Source organism: Pseudomonas sp. TH21 (assembly GCF_016651025.1).
Classification (GTDB): domain Bacteria; phylum Pseudomonadota; class Gammaproteobacteria; order Pseudomonadales; family Pseudomonadaceae; genus Aquipseudomonas; species Aquipseudomonas aylmerensis.
In genome coordinates this window covers 3169353-3188964 of the sequence record NZ_JAEKEQ010000001.1, presented here as the reverse complement: position 1 = coordinate 3188964, position 19612 = coordinate 3169353, and the positions used below count along the sequence as shown (strand labels likewise).

Below are 19612 nucleotides of genomic sequence, written 5' to 3'. Positions count from 1 at the left end.
CGTCCATAGGGTCTGTACCCTCAACACAACCGGAGTCGATTGATCATGAGTAAACGTATCGTTGTGACGGGCATGGGCGCCCTGACGCCGCTGGGCGCCAGCGTGGAAGCAACCTGGCAGCGCCTGTTGAAAGGCCAGTCGGGCATCCGTCGCCTGCCTGAAGAATTGATTGGCGACCTGGCGGTCAGCATCGGCGGCCAAGTCCAGAGTGCGCAGCAGGATGCCGAGGCGGGCTTTGATCCTGATCGGCTGTTGGCGGCCAAGGAACAACGCAAGATGGACCGCTTTATCCTGTTCGCCCTGGCGGCGGCCGACGAGGCGTTGAAGCAAGCCGGCTGGGCACCGAAAACCCCGGAAGAACAGGAACGCACCGCGACCATCATTGCTTCGGGCGTAGGCGGTTTCCCGGCGATTGCCGATGCGGTGCGCACCACTGACAGCAAGGGTCCACGGCGTCTGTCGCCGTTCACTATTCCGTCGTTCCTGAGCAACATGGCCGCCGGGCATGTGTCGATCAACTACGGTTTGAAAGGCCCGCTGGGTGCACCGGTGACCGCCTGTGCGGCCGGCGTGCAGGCGATTGGCGACGCCGCGCGGATGATCCGTGCCGGTGAAGTCGATGTCGCCGTATGCGGGGGCGCCGAAGCGGCGATCCACCGGGTCAGCCTCGCCGGGTTTGCAGCGGCGCGGGCGCTGTCCAGCGACTTCAACGACACCCCGGAGCGTGCCTCGCGGCCCTTCGACCAGGCGCGCGACGGCTTCGTGATGGGCGAAGGCGCCGGCATCCTGGTCATCGAGGAACTCGAACACGCCCTGGCACGCGGCGCCCAGCCGATTGCCGAGCTGGTGGGCTACGGCACCAGTGCCGATGCCTATCACATGACGGGCGGCCCGGAAGACGGTGACGGCGCGCGCCGGGCCATGACCCAGGCCTTGCGCCAGGCCGGAATCGAGGCGTCTGCGGTGCAGTACCTGAACGCCCACGCCACCTCGACGCCCGTGGGCGACAAAGGCGAGTTGGCTGCGATCAAGACGGTGTTCGGCGCCACGGGCAGCCCGGCGATCAGCTCGACCAAATCCGCCACCGGCCACTTGCTGGGCGCTGCGGGCGGCATCGAAGCTATCTTCACCGTCCTCGCCCTGCGCGATCAGATCGCCCCGGTCACCCTCAACCTGGACAACCCTGACGCCCTCGCCGAGGGCCTGGACCTGCTGCGCGGTGAGGCACGGCCGATGGCCATTGAATACGCGCTGTCCAACGGCTTCGGCTTTGGCGGCGTGAATGCCAGCGTGCTGTTCCGCCGCTGGCACTGACCCGCCGGTTTGCCCCTGTTGTGATTTTCGGGGACCATGGGCGCCTTTCCTTGACTGCCAACCAGAGGCGCCCATGGCCAACCACGACCTGTCCTACACTCCCGATCCGGATGCCGATTCGATTTCCTCCGACGTCATCGGCTTCAACGGCATCCTGGTCTCCACCCAGATCCCGACCCGCGCCGACGGCAGCCTGGAACTGGGCGATATCACCGCGCAAAGCGAATGCACCCTGCAGGCCTTGAAAGTCGCCCTGGAAAAAGCCGGCAGCTCGATGGACCGGGTGATGCACCTGACCATTTATCTGACCGACATGGCCGACCGCGCCGCTTTCAATGAAGTCTACAAACGCTTCTTCGCCAAGCCCTGGCCCGTGCGCGCGGCTGTTGGCGTCGCCGCCCTGGCGGTCGACGGCATGCGTGTGGAAGTCACCGCGATGGCCGCTCAAGCCTGAAGTGATGCCGGTCAGGCATTTCACGGCTACAATGCGCGCCTCAACCGTGACAAGCCTGACTAAAAAAACTATGTCCTTGCCCAAGCATCACCTGGAATTGCTCAGCCCTGCCCGCGATGTCGCCATCGCGCGCGAGGCTATCCTGCATGGCGCCGACGCCATCTACATTGGCGGCCCGAGCTTCGGCGCCCGCCATAACGCCTGCAACGAGGTGAGCGATATCGCTCAACTGGTGGAATTCGCCCGCCGTTACCACGCGCGCGTGTTCACCACCATCAACACCATCTTGCATGACAACGAACTGGAACCTGCGCGCAAGCTGATCCATCAGCTCTACGACGCCGGTGTCGACGCGTTGATCGTGCAGGACCTGGGCGTGATGGAGCTGGATATCCCGCCTATCGAGCTGCACGCCAGTACCCAGACTGACATCCGCACCCTGGGCCGCGCCAAGTTTCTCGACCAGGCCGGTTTCTCGCAGCTGGTATTGGCCCGTGAGCTGAACCTGCAGGAAATCCGCGCCATCGCCGACGAAACCGATGCCGCCATCGAGTTCTTCATCCACGGCGCCCTGTGCGTGGCGTTCTCCGGGCAGTGCAATATCTCCCACGCGCAGAATGGCCGCAGCGCCAACCGTGGCGATTGCTCCCAGGCCTGCCGCCTGCCGTACACCTTGAAAGATGACCAGGGCCGCGTCGTGGCCTTTGAAAAGCACCTGCTGTCGATGAAAGACAACAACCAGAGCGCCAACCTGCGCGCCCTGGTCGAGGCCGGCGTGCGCTCGTTCAAGATTGAAGGCCGCTACAAGGACATGGGCTATGTGAAGAACATCACCGCCTACTACCGCCAGCGCCTCGACGAGATTCTTGAAGACCGTCCGGACCTGGCCCGCGCCTCCAGCGGCCGTACCGCGCACTTCTTCCTGCCCGACCCGGAAAAAACCTTCCACCGGGGCAGCACCGATTACTTTGTCAGCGACCGCAAGATCGACATCGGCGCCTTCGACACTCCAACCTTCACCGGCCTGCCGGTGGGTGTGGTGGAAAAAGCCGGCAAGCGCGACCTGCAGGTGGTGACCCATGAGCCGCTGTCCAACGGCGACGGCCTCAATGTGCTGGTCAAGCGTGAAGTGGTGGGTTTTCGCGCGAACATCGCCGAGCCCAAGGGCGAGTTCGAGGAAGACGGCGAGAAACGCTATCGCTACCGCGTCGAGCCGAACGAAATGCCGGCCGGCCTGCATCAACTGCGCCCGAACCATCCGCTGAACCGCAACCTGGACCACAACTGGCAGCAGGCCTTGCTCAAGACCTCGGCTGAACGCCGGATCGGCCTGTCATGGGTGGCGCGCCTGCGTGAAGAGCAGTTGCACGTCACCGCGACCAGCGAAGAAGGCATCAGCGCCAGCGTCACCCTGCCCGGCCCGTTCGGTGTGGCCAACAAGCCGGAACAGGCGCTGGACACCCTGCGCGATCTGCTCGGCCAACTCGGGACCACCGAATACCACGCGACCAACATCGCGCTGGATGCACCGCAGGCATTCTTCATCCCCAACTCGCAGCTCAAGGCGTTGCGCCGCGAAGTGATCGAGGCCCTGACCGCTGCTCGCGTCGCGGCGCACCCGCGTGGCGGGCGCAAGGCCGAAACCACGCCGCCGCCGGTGTACCCGGAAGCGCACCTGTCGTTCTTGGCCAACGTCTACAACCAGAAGGCCCGCGACTTCTATCATCGCCACGGCGTGAAGCTGATCGACGCCGCGTTCGAAGCCCATGAAGAAACCGGCGAAGTGCCGGTGATGATCACCAAGCACTGCCTGCGTTTCTCGTTCAACCTGTGCCCTAAACAGGCCAAGGGCGTGACGGGCGTGAAAACCAAGGTTGCGCCGATGCAACTGATCCATGGCGATGAAGTGCTGACCCTGAAGTTCGACTGCAAACCCTGCGAGATGCACGTGGTGGGCAAGATCAAGGGGCATATTCTCGGCCTGCCGCAACCGGGCAGTGGCGTGGCGCATTTCGACCCCGAAAACCTCATCTACCAGGGCACGCACTGACGCTGCGGGAGCGGGGCCACCACCAGCCCCGCTGCAACCCTGCCGCTGCCAGCAGAATCGCCGCCACACCCAGCCATTGCAGCCAGCCGAGGCGATGCCCGAAGGCGATCCAGTCCACCAGGATCGCCGCAATCGGGTAGATGAACGACAACGCGCCGGTGATGGCCGTGGGCAATTTCTGGATCGCGCCGTACAGCAGCACATACATCAACCCGGTATGTACCACCCCGAGCGTGATCAAGGCCGACCAGGCGTTGGTCGATGCCGGCAGGCTGTTCCAGGGCACCAGCGGCGCCAGCAGTACCGCGCCGGTGGTGACCTGAATCAACGCCATCAAATGCGGCGGCACTTCTTTCAAGCGCTTGATAATCAGTGCGGCAATCGCATACAAAAAGGCCGCGCCCAAGGCCAGGGCGATCCCGGCGAGATAGTCGCCACCACCCGACGTTTGCTCGCCATGGGCCGTGACAATCGCCAGCATCCCGAGGAACGCCACGCTCAACCAGGCCAGCTTCTGCATGGTGATCTTTTCACCCAGAAACAGCGCCGCCAACAGCACCAACATGAACGGCTGCACGTTGTACACCGCCGTGCTGATGGCGATCGACGCGTGGGAATACGACTCGAACAACAGCAACCAGTTACCGACGATGGCCACGCCGCTGAGCATCGCCAGGCCGAGTTTCGTCCAGCTGAGCAGGTCGCGCCGCAGGTAGCCCAGCAGCGCGCACACCAGCAGCAGGGCCAGCCCGCCGATCACGCAGCGCCAGAACACCACTTCGATCACTGACACGCCCGACACCAGTACAAACCAGCCGATGGTGCCGGAGATCAGCATGGCGGCGACCATTTCCCACGAACCGCGACGGATAGATGTGTCCACGATGGAGGCTCCTCAAATGAGGCTCAATTATGGCAATCTGCTTGGCAGCCGCTCCAGCGACTAAAAAAGGCAAAACCTCGTATTCACCTTTACTAATTAGGCGCATCCCATGATCGACACCATCGACCAGCAACTGATCGCCGCCTTGATGGACGACTCGCGGCTGTCCCTCAAGGCTTTGGCCGGCATCACCGGGTTGTCCTCGCCGAGTGTCGGCGAACGCCTGCGCCGCCTCGAGGAACGCGGCGTGCTCACCCACTACACCGTCGACATCGACCCCAGACACTTCGGCTACCTGCTGCAAGCCATCGTGCGCATCCGCCCGTTGCCGGGCAAATTGCAGGAGGTTGAACGCCAGATCCAGGCGATCCCCGAGTTCACCGAGTGCGACAAGGTCACCGGCGATGACTGCTTTATCGCACGCTTGCACGTGCGCACCATGGACCACCTCGACACCCTCCTCGACCGGCTGAACGCGTATGCCGAAACCAACACCGCGATCGTCAAGAAAACCCCGGTCAAGCGACGGCTGCCGCCGCTTGCGGATTAGTGACCAGGCGTCATCAACGCAGTGACCGGATCGCTATTCTGTCAACATTGGCCGATCTTTATGCTGGGCTCCACTCATTGGAACCACAGGTATAAAGCTCATGTACGTCATTACTGGAATCACAGGCAAAGTCGGCGGCGCCCTGGCGCATCACCTCATCGAAGCGGGCCAACCGGTGCGCGCAGTCATGCGTGACGCGGGCAAGGCGAACTATTGGGCGGAACTGGGCTGCGAGATAGCATTGGCGCGAATGGAAGATGCCCAGGCCCTGACGGAGGCCTTCCGGGGCGCGACGGGGGTGTTCATCCTACCGCCTTCGGATTTCGACCCGCTGCCGGACTTCCCCGCAGCGCGCGCGGTGATTACCGCCGTCAGCCAGGCACTCCAGGCAGCGGCGCCAAAGAAAGTGCTGTGCCTGTCCACCATCGGCGCCCAGGCCCGCGAACTTAACCTGCTGACCCAGCGCACCTTGATGGAACAGGCGCTGAGCGCTCTGGACCTGCCGGTGACCTTCCTGCGCCCGGCCTGGTTCATGGAGAACGCGCTTTACGATGTGATTGCCGCCCGGGAAACCGGCGTCATCCATAGCTTCCTGCAACCCCTGGACAAGGCCGTACCGATGATCGCCACCGCCGACATCGGCGCCCTGGCGGCGCAGTTGCTGCAGCAGGACTGGGCTGGCCGCCGCGTGGTCGAACTGGAAGGCCAATGGGTCAGCCCCAACGACATCGCCCGCAGCCTGACGCAGATCCTCGGCCGTGACGTACGCGCCGAAGTGGTCGAGCGTGAGAGCTGGGAAGCATTGCTGCGTGCCCAAGGCGCACAAAACCCAACACCGCGCATGCGCATGGTCGATGGGTTCAACGAAGGCTGGATCTGCTTCGAGCACGATCAGGTGCTCAAGGGCAGCACCTCACTGGACAGTGTGCTGCGCAAGTTGGCTGGCTGAATAGGTTTGTTGTGGTTACAACACTTTATGTGGCCAGCAGGTTTGTTGTGGTGAGCAAACGCTATGTGGCATACGCCCTTTGTGGTGAGCAGGCTCTTTGTGGTGAACAAACTCTCTGTAGCAACCAGGCTTGTTGTGGAGAGTGGGACCTACATGGTGAGCAGGCTCTCTGTGGTGAGCAGGCTTGCCCTGCGTTGGGCTGCGCAGCAGCCCCAATACAGTCACCACATGTTTCCAGAAAAACTCAATCGTCTGGCCAAGGGGCCGCTTCGCGCCCCAACGCAGGGCAAGCCTGCTCACCACAAAGTTTTTGCTCACCACAAGATTCTGCTCACCACAGAAGGCCTGTTCACCACAAGGTTCTGCTGACCACAAAAGGCCTGCTCATCCCAACAACCCCGTCTGTCACATGAAGCCTGCTTGTCACCTGAAATCAACTTGCCACAACAAGCCATTTGCCACGATGAAACAGGCAGACACGGATCTCCCCATGCGTACTCCACCTCCGCTGCTAACGTGAAAGTCTCTCATCCCTGCAAGGAGCAACGGATTGTTTCGTCAGCCGAATTCTCACCTTTTACGCCGGGGCCGATACTCGGAAACCGGGCGCGCTTACCTGGTCACCGCCGTGGTCCATCCACGCTTCCCCCTGTTCAGCGACTTTCACCTGGGCCGATTGCTGGTCGCTGAACTCAAAAGAGCCCACGACAGCGGCATGGTCAATTCGTGGGCATGGGTGATCATGCCGGATCATTTCCATTGGTTGTTCGACCTCAACGACGCGACGCTGGCGGATGTCATGCGCCAGACCAAGTCACGCAGCACATTGAGCGTGAACCGGGCGCGGCGCAGCCGGGAAAGGTTCTGGCAGCGTGGCTACCACGACCGCGCGGTTCGGGTGGAGGAAGACCTTCGCAAGATGGCTCGCTACATCATTGCCAATCCACTGCGGGCAGGTCTGGTCGAGCGTGTTGGCGATTACCCGTTGTGGGATGCGGCTTGGCTGTGACCCTGGCCTCTGGGCAAAGAAGGCGTGTTGGGGGTGAACAGCTTTGTTGGGGGGAGCACTCTTTATGGGGTGAGCAGGCCTGTTGTGTGGTGAGCAGCCCTGTTATGGGGTGAGCAGGCTTTATTTGGTGAACAGCCCTTTTATGGGGTGAGCAGGCTCTATGTGGTGAACAGGTTTCCTGTGGTGAGCAGGCTTGCCCTGCGTTGGGCTGCGCAGCAGCCCCACAGGGTTATCCAGACACCCCGGGGCGCTTGGACCAGGGGCCGCTTCGCGCCCCAACGCAGGGCAAGCCTGCTCACCACAAGAAACCTGCAAGCTACAAAGCCTGCTCACCACAAGAAACCTGCAAGCAACAAAGCCTGCTAATCACATGAAACCTACTTCCCACATAAAGCCTGCTCACCCCATCAATCCCGCCAACACCCCTCAGTCATGCAACCCCCTCGCCGCCGCAAGCAAGCCCTTAAACTTGGCATAGCGAGCCTGCAGCACCGGTTGCTGCGTCGGGTCGGGTTGATACCGGGCCTTGACCGGCAGGCCCACCGCCAGCTGGGCGCCCTGCCCGATGGCCATGAACCCCAGCTTCGCCGCACCAATACAGGCGCTCAGCTCGCTGCCGTGCAGGGTGTAGATTTCTCGCTGGAGGATATTTGCCAGCAACTGCGCCCAATACACGCTGCGGGCGCCGCCGCCCACCAGGGCGCAGGCCGTCACGTCGGCGCCGGTCGACTGCACCGCGCGCAACGCGTCGAGCAGGCCGAAACCGACGCCTTCCATCACCGCATACCCAAGCATCGCCGGGGTGCAGTCATGGCCAAGGTTCATGAAACCACCGCGCAACAACGGATCGTTATGCGGGGTACGCTCGCCGGCGAGGTACGGTAGAAACAATGGCGTATCCAGTGCAACCGGTTGGCCGATCGGCAACTGCGCCTGGACCTGGTCCAACAGTGTCTGTTCATCGGCCAGGCCCACCAGCCGCGTGACCCAACGCAAACAACTGGCACCGGCGAGCATGGCGCCCATGGTGTACCAGCGGTTCGGCAGCGCGTGACAGAAGCTGTGCACCGCACTCGCCGGGTTGCCGGCGGCGTGGTCGGTGATCGCGACAATGGCCGCGCTGGTGCCGAGGGTGATGAAGCCATCCCCCGCATTGATCGCACCGATACCGACGGCCGCCACCGGATTGTCACCGCCACCGCCGGCAATCACCACGTCGGGCGTCAGGCCCAAGCCGGCGGCGACCAGACGACCACTCGGCGCGCCGCCTTCGATCAACCGCGGCATCTGCGCGGGCGTCAGGCCGGTGGCGCGCAGCATCGGCTCGAACCACTCACGTTTGGCCACCTCCAGCCACAGGGTGCCGGCGGCGTCCGACATCTCGCTGACGCGCTCGCCAGTCAGGCGCAGGCGCAGGTAGTCCTTGGGCGACAGCACACAATCAATCGCCTGGAACACCTCGGGCTCGTGCCGTTCCAGCCACAGCAATTTGGGTGCGGTGAGCCCGGCCATGGGCAAGCTGCCGGTGGCGTCGGCAAACGCCATGCCGAGGTGTTCGGCCTCGGCCACGGCGCGCGAGTCATCCCAGAGGATCGCCGGATACAACACGCGGTCGTCATCCCCCAGCAACACGGCGCCATGCATCTGCCCCGACAGGCCGATACACGCCACGCGGGCATACGCTGGGTGGCGGCGCAATTGCTCCAGCACTTGCAGGCACGCCTGCCACCAGTCTTCAGGGGCTTGTTCGGACCAGCCACTGTGGCGCCGCGACACGCTCAAACGCACCCCGGCATGGGCCAGCAAGGCGCCGTTTGCATCCATCAGGATGGCTTTGAGTTCCGAGGTGCCGAGGTCGATGCCGAGGGAAACAGGGGTGTTCATACGCGGGTATTCCAGTCAGAGACAGCCACATGAATTACGCAGTTGCAGGCTCGGCGCCAGGCGCACCGTTTCCGGTGGTGCCTGGGGTGAAGCCATGCGTTGCAGCAGCCGGTGCACTGCGCGCGCCCCGAGTTCCTGGACCGGCTGGGCGATCAGTGTCAGGCGCGGCACAAAAAAATCCGCCCAGTCAAAATCATCGAAGCCCACCAGGGCCATCTGCCCCGGCACCTCGACCTGCGCGTCACGCAGCGCGTGCATGGCGCCGAGGGTCATCAGGTTATTGCCGGCCATGATTGCGGTAGGTGGCACCGGCAAGGCCAGTAGTTGCGCGGTGGCCACGCGGGCCGGTTCACTGTTGGAGCCGCCGTTGACCAGCAGCTGCGGATCGAAATCCACACCCGCCGCCTGCAACGCCGCACGGTAGCCGGCGACGCGTTCATCGGTGGTCCCCAGGCCCGCCCGCCCGGCGATGAAGCCGATGCGCCGGTGCCCATGTTCGATCAAATGCGTGATCAGCGCCTGGGTGGACAACGTGTTCTCGACCCCGACCTGGTCAAACTGCGGGCTCATCATGCGGTCCACCAACACGGTAGGCACCTCATTGGCCTGCAAGTAGTGGAGCGCCATCGAGCCGGTCGACGGGGCCAGCAAAATCCCGTCGACGCGCCGGTGATGCAGCGCCGTGACCACCCGCAGCTCCTGCTCCGGGTCATCATGGGTGTCGACGAACAGCATCATGTAGCCGTGCCGGGCGCACTCGGTTTCAATCGCGTGCACGGTCTCGCTGAAGTAATGGTTGGACAGCGCCGAAATCGCCACGCCAATCGTGCTGGTACTCGAACGGGCCAGCGAGCGCGCCAGGGTGTTGGGGATATACCCCAGCTCCTGGATCGCGCGCTGCACCGCCTGCACCGTCGCCGGGCTGACTTTGCGTGTGCCGTTCAATACGTGGGACACGGTCGACGACGACACCCCGGCCCTGCTTGCCACGTCATCCATGGTGACCACGACGCTGTTCCTCTCAATGAATCAATGTTTGCTCGACCAGCCGCTGTACGTGCCGACGTTGTCACGGGTGATCAGTTTTGGCGTGAGCAGGGTAACCGCTTCGGCCGGGGCTTTGTCGTTGAGCAGGTCATTGCCGACATTCACCGCCGTCTGCGCCATGGCCCAGGGGTCCTGGCTGGCGGAGGCCTGGATCTGCGAGTCGGTCTTCAGCGCGTTCTCGATATCCGGCGCGCCGTCCACCGAGGTAATGATGATACCGCTGCGCTTGAGCTGCTTGGCCGCCAGGTCGCTGCCGATGGCTTGCGGGTCGTTGATCGCGAACAGGCCGTCGATTTTCGGGAAGCGCGTCAGGTAACCCTGCATCGCGTTCAGCCCGCCTTCGCGTGAACCTTTGCCGTCCTGGTCGTCGGACAGCACCTTGATGTCCGGGGCCTTGGCCAGCGCGGCCTTGCAGCCTTTGACGCGGTCGGTCACGGCGGTCACTTGCGGGCCGTTCTGGATAATGACGTTGCCCTTGCCCGCCAGCTTGTCCACCAGGTATTGGCAGGCCAGCTTGCCGGCTTCGACGTTGTCGGTCTGCACCGTGGCGTTGACGCCCTTGGCGTCCACATCCACCGCCACCACGACGATGCCGGCATCCCGCGCTTTCTTGATCGCCGAGGCCATGGCCGACGGGTCGACGGCATTGATCAGGATCAGGTCGACCTTGGACGAGATGAAGTTGTCGATCTGCGAGAACTGCTTGCTCAAGTCATAGTCGGCCGACACCGAAGTGACCTTCACATTCGGGTTCAGCTCCTTGGCCCGGGCGCTGGCGCCATCGGCCAGGGTCACAAAATACGGGTTGCCCAGCGAGCCCATGCTGATGCCCAAGGCCTTGAGTTCGCGGGCTTCGACGGCTTGGGACATCAGCGCAGCCAAGGCCATGACGGGAAAGATGCGTTTAAGGTTCATGCGGGTCTCTCTTGTGATTGTTATGGGGGTGAACTCAGGTCCGTGCACCGGACTGGCGATAGCGATCCAGCGCGACCGCGCCAATGATCACGATGCCCTTGATGATGTATTGCCAGATATCCGACACCCCCAGCAGCACCAGGCCGTTGGTGAGGACCGCAATGATCAGCGCGCCGATCAAGGTGCCGCCGATAGTGCCGACGCCACCGGTAAAGCTGGTGCCACCGAGGATCACCGCGGCAATCGCATCCAGCTCATAGGATTGTCCGAGTTGCAGGCCATTGGCGGCGAACAGGCGCGAAGCACTCATCACCGCCCCCAGCCCGGCCAGCGCGCCGGACATGGCGTAGACGAACAGCAGCACCTTCCACACCTTGATCCCGGAAAGCCGTGCGGCTTCGGGGTTGCCGCCGACCGAATAGATCTGCACGCCCATCACCGTGCGGCGCAGGATGAACCACGACAGCGCCACCACCGCCACCGCAATGACCACCAGCCAGGGCACGCCGAGGATCGAGTCATTGCCGATAAACGCAAACGGCAGATCGGGGTTGAATACGGTTTTGTCATCGGCCAACAGCCGCGCCAGGCCACGCATCGCGGTGAGCGCGCCGAGGGTGACGATAAACGGCGGCAGACGCATGAAGGCGATCAAGCCACCGTTGACCAGGCCCAGCAACAGGCCAAAACCGATGCCGGCGGCAATCCCGAACATGCCGAACTGCGGCGACATCGACGCTTGCAGCGCCACCACGGCCGAGGCTGCGAGGATCGCGCCTACCGACAGGTCGATACCTGCGGTCAGAATCACAAACGTCATGCCCGCCGCCAGCACCACGTTGACCGACGCCTGCTGGGTGATGATCGAAAGGTTCTGCACGGTCAGGAAGTTCTCGCTGGCCAGGGCAAAGCCCACCAGCAGCAGGATCAGCACCGGCAGCATGCCCACCGTGCGCATCAGTTCGCGGGCGCGCTCGGCCTTGCCGGGTGTTGCAATCATCGAATCAGCCATGGGCAACCACCTGATCGCCACCGGTGGCGAGGTCAATAATACGTTCCTGGGAAATGACGTGGCCGGAGGCCCCGCCGACTTCGGCCACCAACTGGCCTTCACGCATGATCAGCACGCGGTCGCAGGTACCGATGATTTCCGGCAGCTCGCTGGAAATCACCACGATGCCCACGCCCGCTTGCGCGAGTTGATTGATGATGCGGTAGATCTCTGACTTGGAGCCGATGTCCACGCCCCGGGTGGGCTCATCGAGAATCAGCACGTGCGGCTTGACCTCCAGCAGCCGCGCCAGCAAGACCTTCTGCTGGTTGCCGCCGGACAGCGCGCCGACATTGACCTTGCCCGATGCCACGCGAATCGACAGTGACTGGATCGCAGCCTTCGCGCGTTGCGCGGCGTGGCCACGGTCCAGCACGCCCCCGGCATGCGCGTCCGGCACGCAGGCGCAGACGTTGATGTTGTCGGCCACGCTCATGTCCAGGAACAGGCCCTGGGCCTTGCGGTCTTCGGTGAGGTAGACCACGCCGGCGCGAATCGCGTCCGCCGGGTTGCGCAACTGGGTGACGGTCTTGCCGACCACTTCGAGGGTCCCGGAGGTGCGCGGGTCGGCGGCGAAGATCAGCCGCGCCAGCTCGGTGCGCCCTGCCCCGACCAGCCCGGCGATGCCCAACACTTCGCCGGCGTGCAGGTCGAAACTGCAATGGCGCACACGCTTGCCATCGGCCATGTCACGTACGCGCATCACCACGTTGCCAGGGTTGTACGCCGCGTGCTCCTTCTTGTAGAAACCGGAGAGGTCGCGGCCGACCATCATCTTCACCAGGACCTCGGCCGACAGCGCGTCGCGGGTCAGTTCGCCGATGTACTGGCCGTCCCGCAGTACCGAGACGCGGTCCGACAGCTCGTAGATTTCGGCCATGCGGTGGCTGATATAGATGATTGCCAGGCCCTGGCTGCGCAGTTGCTTGATCAGCGCGAACAACCTGTCGGTCTCGCGGGATGACAGTGGCGTGGTCGGTTCGTCCATCACCAGGATCCTGGCGTGGGCGTGCAGCGCGCGGGCGATTTCCACCAACTGGCGCTCGGCAATCGACAGGCTGCTGACCGGGGTGGCCGGGGTGAACTCCGCGCCCAGGCGTTGCAACACTTCGCTGCAACCGGCCTGCATGCCCTTGCGGTCGATGGTCCAGCCACGCCGCAATTCACGGCCCAGGTAGATGTTCTCGGCCACGCTCAGGTTCGGGCACAGGCTCAGTTCCTGATAGATCACGGCGATGCCGAGGGCTTTGGCGGTAGCGGGTGTGAAGGTGGCGACGGGCTGGCCAGCGATGCGGATTTCGCCGCCGGGGTCGGCCTGGTAAGCGCCGGAAAGGATTTTCATCAACGTCGATTTGCCGGCGCCGTTCTCCCCCATCAAGGCGTGGATTTCGCCGGGGTAGACTTTCAGGCCGACATTCTTGAGCACGCGCAGACCGTTGAAGGTCTTGCTGATGCCCTGCATCTCAAGCAAGGGTTCAAGGCTCATGAATGAGCTCCTGCGTTTATTATTTTTGTAGTCGAGTGCTGCCGACTCTATGTCAGATACATTTGCTTACGCAAGCGCTTGCGTCGGCCATTTATCGGCAGGTGAAACGTTTAATCATGGCGATCTGCCAGAAACGCCCCTACTGCGTGCTATTGAGCGCGAAAGTTTCACGCGGAGTGGTAGTCGTGCCAGTCCGGGAAAGCCTGGCCTGATCGGCGCAATGGAAGGCTGCTTGATCGAGAGCGGCTAAGGGAGGGGTTTGGCTGAGGGAAAACGGGCGTTAGCCGTCTGCTGACAGTTGGTCGCGCAGGCAGTCGATCAAGCCTTGATGGGTGGCGCTCAGGCGTTCCACACCACTGACCAGCGCCAGTTCCGAGGGCGGCACTGGCGGTAGTTCGGTGCAGATGCGGTGAGTCGGCAGCACCGCGCTCCTGGGCAGGATGCTCAGGCCCAACCCCGAGGTGACGGCGGCTTGGATCCCGGTCAGGCTGTGGCTACCGAACGCCACGCGCCAACTGCGCCGGGCCTTGTCCAGCGTACGAATGGCCCGCTGACGATAGATACAGCCCTGGGGGAACAATGCCAGGGGCAGCGTTTCGACCTGCAGGTCCTGGCCGTGTCCGCAGACCCACACCAAGGGCTCCGGCCAACTGGCGTGACACTCGCCGCTGCCGGCTTCGCGCTTGACCAGAGCGATGTCGATTTCTCCGTTCTCCAACTGGCGGCGCAGATCGGTGCTCATGCCGCTGACTGTTTCCAGCCGCGCTTCCGGGCGCGCGCGCACAAAGCCGGAGAGCATCGAGGCCATGCGCGTGGCGTCGAAATCCTCCGGCACGCCCAGACGCACCGGTACCAGGCGGGCTTCGGTGTTCAACGCATCGCGGGCTTCACGGGACAGGTTCAACAGGCGTCGCGCGTACTGGGTGAGCAATTCGCCGTGCTCGGTGGCACTGACCTGCTGGCCGGAGCGATCACGCACCAGCAAGACCTGGCCGACGCTGTCTTCGAGCTTGCGAATCTGTTGGCTGACCGTGGACTGGGTGCGATGCACACGCTCGGCGGCGCGCGTGAAGCTGCCCTCGTCCACCACGCAGACCAAGGTATGCAGCAATTCTAGATCCAACATGCTGGCGCCCCTCATATCGATAATTCAACTGAGCTGGAGAGGTTAATTTAATTTCCAACTGACCGCCAGGTTTCCTAAGCTGACCCGGTCACTCACTCTTTTCGACAGGTGCCCCATGCCACTTGAACATTCCCCGCGCCCGCTCTGGCTGACCTTTGACTGCTACGGCACGCTGATCCAGTGGGACGAAGGCCTGCGCGCCGCCATTGAGCGCATCCTTGCGGAAAAAGGCGCGCATTCGGTCGACCCCGACACGCTGCTCAGCGTGTATGACCGCCACGAACACACCCTGGAACAAACCCCGCCGCATCGCAGCTTCCGCACCCTGGCGGGCTTGAGCCTGCAGCTGGCCTTCAAGGAACTGGGCCTGCCCGCCAATGACAGCGACAGCGCGTTGCTCACCGACAGCATCAGTGCCATGCCACCGTTCCCGGAAGTGCCGGGCACGCTCCAGCAGCTCAAGGCGCTGGGCTACAAGCTGTGTATCGTCTCCAACACGGACGACGATGTGATTGCCGGCAACGTCGCGCAACTGGGTGGCCACATCGACCGCGTCATCACCGCCCAACAGGCCGGCGCCTACAAGCCCAATCGGCGCTTGTTCGACTACGCGCATGAGCAGCTCGGCGTCAGCCTCGACCAAGTGGTGCATATCTGTGCCAGCCCGCACCTGGACCACGCCGCCGCCCGGGACATCGGCTTTCGTTGTGTCTGGATCGACCGTGGCACCGGTCGCCAGTTGCTGGCCGACTACACGCCGGACGCCATCCTGCCGACCCTCGACGGCGTGCCCGGGCTGTTCAAGTCCCTGGGGTGGTGAGCCATGGCACATACCTTTACGCCCTCCTCCCTGGGCCCGCGTGCCGGGCGCTTCAACCTCGACAGCGTGGCTGCCATCGACGCGCGGGTGGAGTTGGCCGCGTGCCTGCAACTGGCGGCGCTGCACGGTATGGAAGAAGGTATCTGCAATCACTTTTCAGCGACGGTTCCGGGGCATGACGAGCTGTTCTTCGTCAACCCGTTCGGCTATGCCTTCGAAGAGATCACCGCGTCCCAGCTGCTGGTGTGCGATTTCGCCGGCAATGTGATCGATGGCGAGGGCACGCCGGAAGCGACAGCCTTCTACATCCATGCGCAATTGCACCAGCAGCAGCCGCGCATCAAGGCCGCGTTCCACACGCACATGCCCAATGCCACCGCATTGTGCCTGTTGCAAGGCCCGCCGCTGTTGTGGCTGGGGCAGACCGCGCTGAAGTTCTACGGACGCACGGCGGTCGACGCGGACTACAACGGCCTGGCCCTGGACCACCGCGAGGGTCAACGCATCGCGGCGGCGCTGGGCGATGCCGATATCCTGTTCCTGAAAAACCACGGGGTGATGGTGGTCGCGCCGACGATCGCCGAAGCCTGGGATGACATCTACTACCTGGAGCGTGCCGCCGAAGTACAGCTCAAGGCCATGGCCAGTGGTCAACCGCTGAAGCCGATTGACCCCCAGGTGGCGCAGATGGCGTATGCACAGATGCGCGAGGGCGATCCGGCGAGCGCGCGGGCGCACCTGGACAGTGCCATGCGCCGCCTGAAACGGCGCGGCTCGCACTTCGACCTCTGATCGCCTACGGGTCCAGCACGCCGCCGCTGTAGCTGTCGGACAAGCGCGTGCCGGTGAACTTGGCCACCACCGAGCCCTGGGCGACCAGGCGCTCACGGTGGCCGGTGACCATGCGTCCGCGCTGCGCCGCGTGCAGCAACACTTCGGAGCCAGGGTCGCCGGGACGCCCGATGATCCGTGCGAAGCGCTCGCCCTCTTCGACCCAATCGCCGAGGTATTTTTCGAACACCAGCACACCGGTACGTGGCGCGAGGATCGTCTCCATGCAGCCCATGTCCACCACCTCGCCCTGCCATTCGCCGATGGTCGCGACCGCATCGATCACGCCGCTGATGCACAGCCAGTTCCATAAGGCGTCGGCGTCCTGGCGCGCCAAGGCATCGCTGACATCGGCCTGCCCGCGCAACTCGAGGGTGGCGGCCAACTGCGGCGCGGCGTGGTTGATGATGGTTTCTTCGAAAGAGCCGTCGCCGCCGTCATCCCAGACGATCACCACGTCCACCTGCAACGCCGCCGCCAGCGCCAGGCCCTGTTCCGGCCAGAAGCTGCGGTGGATATAGAGGTACGGCAAGGCTTCATCGTCGGTGTGCAGGTCCAGCACCAGGTCGGCGTCGGCGGCCAGTTGCACCAGGCTTTTCTGCCACTGCGCGAGGTTGCTGGCCGGGCGCTGCATGGCCAGCGAATGGTCGAAGGCGCGGTTGAAGTTCTGCCCGGTGGCCTCATGAAAACGCCCGAGTAATTTGCCTTGGCGAAACTGGCCGATGCCGAACGGGTTGGCCTGCGGCACCACTGTCACGCAGCCCCTGAGAAGGCCTTGGTCCTGACACGCCTGCAAGCGCGGCAGCAACTGGTGCAGCACCAGCATCCCGGCGATTTCGTCGGCGTGCACGCCGGCCTGCAGATGCACCCGGGGGCCACTGCCGTCGCCTTCAAAGCGCCAGGCGCCGATGTGCAGCAGGTTGCCGGCATCACCGGGCACCTGCCACGAAAGGTCTTTTGCCATGCCTTGCCCTCCTCTGATCAATTAACCGCTAGAGATTGAACACATGTTCAACTAACCTGAGCCTTCTGGTCTTTCCTCAAGGGCATTGCCGTGACCACACCCCCTGCAAAATTGCGCCGTGCCGACCCTGACGAACGCCGCGACCTGCTGATTGCCGCCACCCTCACCTGCCTTGCCCGCGACGGCCACGCCGGGATTTCGGTGCGCCGGATTGCCGCCGAGGCCGGCGTGTCGGTGGGCTTGCTCAACCACCACTTCGGCAGCATCGACGCGCTGATCGCCGAGACCTACCACAAGCTGGCCAATGAGTTGACCAGCGCGCTGTGGGCACAGGTCGAACGGGTCGAAGGCGCCGCCGCGCGCCTGGATGCGTTCCTCAGCGCGTCGTTTTCGCCACGGGTCATGGACCCCGACCTGCTCGGCGTGTGGGTGGTGTTCTGGAGCCTGATCCGTCACTCGCCCCACGTGAACCAGTCCCACGAAAACAGCTACCGCGCCTACCTCGGACTGATCCAGCAACTGCTCGACGACCTGGCCCGCAGCGAGCAGCTGGTGATCCACGACAGCCACCTCGCCGCCATCGGCCTATCGGCGATGCTCGACGGACTCTGGCTCGAGGGGTGCCTCAACCCCGGCACCTTCAGCCCCGCCAACGGGCTGCACATCTGCCGCTGCTGGGTACAGGGGTTGCGTCACGGAGCATTCGGCGCCGACCACGTCCTGTGACACCGGGTGCCGTGCACTGAGCATGGCCAGGGTGCCGCTGACGGCGATCAACACTGCGCCGATGATCAGCGAGATATCCATCGAGGTGCCCCAGATCAGGCTCGACAACAGGAACGCCCAGATCAGCCCGGTGTATTCGAACGGTGCGAGCAGCGTCGCGGTCGCGCGGCGGAAGCTGGCAAACAGCAGGAACTGGCCGATACCGCCGACCAGCCCCGCCGCCAACATGCCCAGCCACGACGGCAACGGCGCGGGCGTGTGGGTCCAGGGCAAGGTCACGGCCATGCACACCACAAACACCACATTGGTGATCAGCATCTGCTCCAGCACCGAGGTGGTCGGATCGACCTGGCGCAGCTGGATATAGGTAAACGCCCAGCACAGCGCGGCCGCCAGGGTCAGCGCGATCGGCAACGGGTCGACCATGTTGCTCGGACGACAGGCAATCACCACGCCGACAAAGCCGATCAGCAGCGAGATCCACTGGCCACGGCTGGCGCGCTCCTTGAGGATCAACGCCGCGAGCAACGTGACCATGATCGGCGCGGAGAAATACAACGTGGTCATTTCCGCCAGGGTCAGGTCCTTGGCGCCGGTGTAATACAGCAGCCAGGCGAGCAACGACAACAGCCCGCGGATGATCAGCAGCCGGCGGCTCACCGAAGTCCACGCCCGGCGCAACAAGCCCATGCGCCCGGCGACCACGCACGCCGCGACCACCACCAGGCTGCGCCAGAACAGAATGGTGAACACCGAATAATCGGCCACCAGCCATTTGATCACCGCGTCCTGCAGCGCCAGGAACGCATAGGCCAGTGAGCACAGGGCAATCCCCTGCAGCGAGCGATCCGGGCTCATCCGACTGACCTGCGCAGCGGCGTGCCACGGCGTTCGGCGATGGCATAGACGCCTTCGATGAGGAAGGTCAGGCACAGGTAAACCCCGGCCACCAACAGCAACGGCTGATAGATCTGCAAGGTTTGCGCACGCACTACGTTGGCCGCGCCGAGCAGGTCGACCACGGCGATGGTCGAGGCCAGCGCGGTGGACTTGAGCAGCATCACCGTTTCCCCCGCCAGGGTCGGCAGCAACAGGCGCATCGCGCGTGGCAGGCGCACCCGCAGCAGGGCCTGGCGCGGGGTCATGCCGAAGGCCGAGGCGGCTTCCATCTCGCCCTTGGGCACCGCCAGCAGCCCGCCGCGAATCACCTCACCCACATAGGCCCCCACCGACAGCACCAGGGCGAACACGATGTACCAATAGCCGTCGCGCAAGAACGGCCAGAGAAAGCTGCCCCGGATCATCGGAAACTGCGCGAACAAGCTGCCCAGCCCGTAGTAGAAAATGTAGATCTGGATCAGCAGCGGCGTGCCGCGCAACACGCTGGTGTAGGCCAATGCGGCACGTGCCAGCCATTTGCGCCGCGACAGGCGGGCCAACGCCACCCCCACCGCCAGGGCAAAGCCCAGCAGCGCGGAAATGACCAGCAGCGACAAGGTGGTCTGCAAGCCCTTGGCGATCAGTGCGGCGTAATAACTTATCCATTCAGGCAT

General features: G+C 63.7%; 19 protein-coding genes and 1 pseudogene. 10 read left to right on the top strand and 10 right to left on the bottom strand.

Going from position 1 to position 19612, the window contains the following annotated elements:
* The first annotated feature begins 45 nt into the window (after positions 1-45).
* The 3 genes from fabF (at position 46) to JFU04_RS13920 (ending at position 3818) form a co-directional block, all read left to right on the top strand.
* On the top strand, positions 46-1314 hold the full coding sequence (gene fabF, locus JFU04_RS13930) for a beta-ketoacyl-ACP synthase II (RefSeq protein WP_201144417.1): 1269 nt from the start codon (positions 46-48) through the stop codon (positions 1312-1314).
* 73 nt (positions 1315-1387) lie between these two features.
* The gene (locus tag JFU04_RS13925) at positions 1388-1768 is read left to right on the top strand and encodes a RidA family protein (RefSeq protein WP_065905223.1); all 381 of its coding nucleotides are present in this window, start codon (positions 1388-1390) and stop codon (positions 1766-1768) included.
* Between the two features lie 70 nt (positions 1769-1838).
* Entirely contained in the window at positions 1839-3818 is a 1980-nt protein-coding gene (locus JFU04_RS13920; protein WP_106803880.1) for a peptidase U32 family protein, read from the top strand.
* On the opposite strand, the gene JFU04_RS13915 is transcribed toward JFU04_RS13920, so the two are convergent.
* On the bottom strand, positions 3796-4701 hold the full coding sequence (locus tag JFU04_RS13915; RefSeq protein WP_201144415.1) for an EamA family transporter: 906 nt from the start codon (positions 4699-4701) through the stop codon (positions 3796-3798). The genes JFU04_RS13920 and JFU04_RS13915 overlap by 23 nt on opposite strands.
* 109 nt (positions 4702-4810) lie before the next feature.
* Between JFU04_RS13915 and JFU04_RS13910 the strand changes: the two genes are divergently transcribed.
* The 4 genes from JFU04_RS13910 to JFU04_RS13895 all read left to right on the top strand — a co-directional run bounded on the left by JFU04_RS13910 (position 4811) and on the right by JFU04_RS13895 (position 7209).
* Positions 4811-5251, top strand: a complete 441-nt coding sequence (locus JFU04_RS13910; RefSeq protein ID WP_065905217.1) for an Lrp/AsnC family transcriptional regulator — start codon at positions 4811-4813, stop codon at positions 5249-5251.
* Between the two features lie 100 nt (positions 5252-5351).
* A complete protein-coding gene (locus JFU04_RS13905; protein WP_201144413.1) occupies positions 5352-6200 on the top strand; it encodes an NmrA family NAD(P)-binding protein in 849 nt (282 codons plus the stop codon).
* Between the two features lie 102 nt (positions 6201-6302).
* Complete coding sequence (locus JFU04_RS13900; RefSeq protein ID WP_201144411.1) at positions 6303-6569, top strand: hypothetical protein; 267 nt, start codon at positions 6303-6305, stop codon at positions 6567-6569.
* Between the two features lie 181 nt (positions 6570-6750).
* Positions 6751-7209, top strand: a complete 459-nt coding sequence (locus tag JFU04_RS13895) for an REP-associated tyrosine transposase (protein ID WP_106803884.1) — start codon at positions 6751-6753, stop codon at positions 7207-7209.
* A 426-nt stretch (positions 7210-7635) separates the two neighbouring features.
* On the opposite strand, the gene xylB is transcribed toward JFU04_RS13895, so the two are convergent.
* The 6 genes from xylB to JFU04_RS13865 all read right to left on the bottom strand — a co-directional run bounded on the left by xylB (position 7636) and on the right by JFU04_RS13865 (position 14718).
* Positions 7636-9093: a xylulokinase gene (xylB, locus tag JFU04_RS13890; RefSeq protein WP_201144409.1), complete on the bottom strand. Its 1458-nt coding sequence runs from the start codon at positions 9091-9093 to the stop codon at positions 7636-7638.
* Positions 9094-9108: 15 nt separating this feature from the next.
* Positions 9109-10101 (bottom strand): substrate-binding domain-containing protein, encoded by a 993-nt coding sequence (locus JFU04_RS13885; protein WP_201144407.1) that lies wholly within the window; start codon positions 10099-10101, stop codon positions 9109-9111.
* 21 nt (positions 10102-10122) lie between these two features.
* On the bottom strand, positions 10123-11055 hold the full coding sequence (locus JFU04_RS13880; protein WP_065905204.1) for an ABC transporter substrate-binding protein: 933 nt from the start codon (positions 11053-11055) through the stop codon (positions 10123-10125).
* Positions 11056-11089: 34 nt separating this feature from the next.
* Complete coding sequence (locus JFU04_RS13875) at positions 11090-12067, bottom strand: ABC transporter permease subunit (protein ID WP_065905202.1); 978 nt, start codon at positions 12065-12067, stop codon at positions 11090-11092.
* Positions 12060-13592: a sugar ABC transporter ATP-binding protein gene (locus tag JFU04_RS13870; RefSeq protein ID WP_201144405.1), complete on the bottom strand. Its 1533-nt coding sequence runs from the start codon at positions 13590-13592 to the stop codon at positions 12060-12062. The genes JFU04_RS13875 and JFU04_RS13870 overlap by 8 nt, the downstream gene beginning before the upstream one ends.
* Positions 13593-13872: 280 nt before the next feature.
* Positions 13873-14718, bottom strand: coding sequence for a LysR family transcriptional regulator (locus JFU04_RS13865; protein WP_201144403.1), 846 nt, complete (start codon positions 14716-14718; stop codon positions 13873-13875).
* A gap of 115 nt (positions 14719-14833) precedes the next feature.
* Between JFU04_RS13865 and JFU04_RS13860 the strand changes: the two genes are divergently transcribed.
* Both JFU04_RS13860 and JFU04_RS13855 read left to right on the top strand, forming a co-directional pair.
* The gene (locus tag JFU04_RS13860) at positions 14834-15538 is read left to right on the top strand and encodes a haloacid dehalogenase type II (protein WP_106803888.1); all 705 of its coding nucleotides are present in this window, start codon (positions 14834-14836) and stop codon (positions 15536-15538) included.
* 3 nt (positions 15539-15541) lie between these two features.
* On the top strand, positions 15542-16330 hold the full coding sequence (locus JFU04_RS13855; RefSeq protein ID WP_201144401.1) for an aldolase: 789 nt from the start codon (positions 15542-15544) through the stop codon (positions 16328-16330).
* A gap of 4 nt (positions 16331-16334) precedes the next feature.
* Here the strand turns inward: JFU04_RS13855 and JFU04_RS13850 are convergent, their stop codons facing one another.
* Complete coding sequence (locus tag JFU04_RS13850; RefSeq protein WP_201144399.1) at positions 16335-17333, bottom strand: succinylglutamate desuccinylase/aspartoacylase domain-containing protein; 999 nt, start codon at positions 17331-17333, stop codon at positions 16335-16337.
* Positions 17334-17423: 90 nt separating this feature from the next.
* Between JFU04_RS13850 and JFU04_RS30250 the strand changes: the two are divergent.
* Positions 17424-17963 (top strand): annotated as a pseudogene (locus JFU04_RS30250) (TetR/AcrR family transcriptional regulator); the annotation flags it as partial.
* Here the strand turns inward: JFU04_RS30250 and JFU04_RS13845 are convergent.
* Both JFU04_RS13845 and JFU04_RS13840 read right to left on the bottom strand, forming a co-directional pair.
* Positions 17919-18917, bottom strand: a complete 999-nt coding sequence (locus tag JFU04_RS13845; protein WP_201144397.1) for a DMT family transporter — start codon at positions 18915-18917, stop codon at positions 17919-17921. The pseudogene JFU04_RS30250 and the gene JFU04_RS13845 sit on opposite strands and share 45 nt — an antisense overlap.
* Positions 18914-19612 (bottom strand): ABC transporter permease, encoded by a 699-nt coding sequence (locus tag JFU04_RS13840; RefSeq protein WP_201144395.1) that lies wholly within the window; start codon positions 19610-19612, stop codon positions 18914-18916. The genes JFU04_RS13845 and JFU04_RS13840 overlap by 4 nt, the downstream gene beginning before the upstream one ends.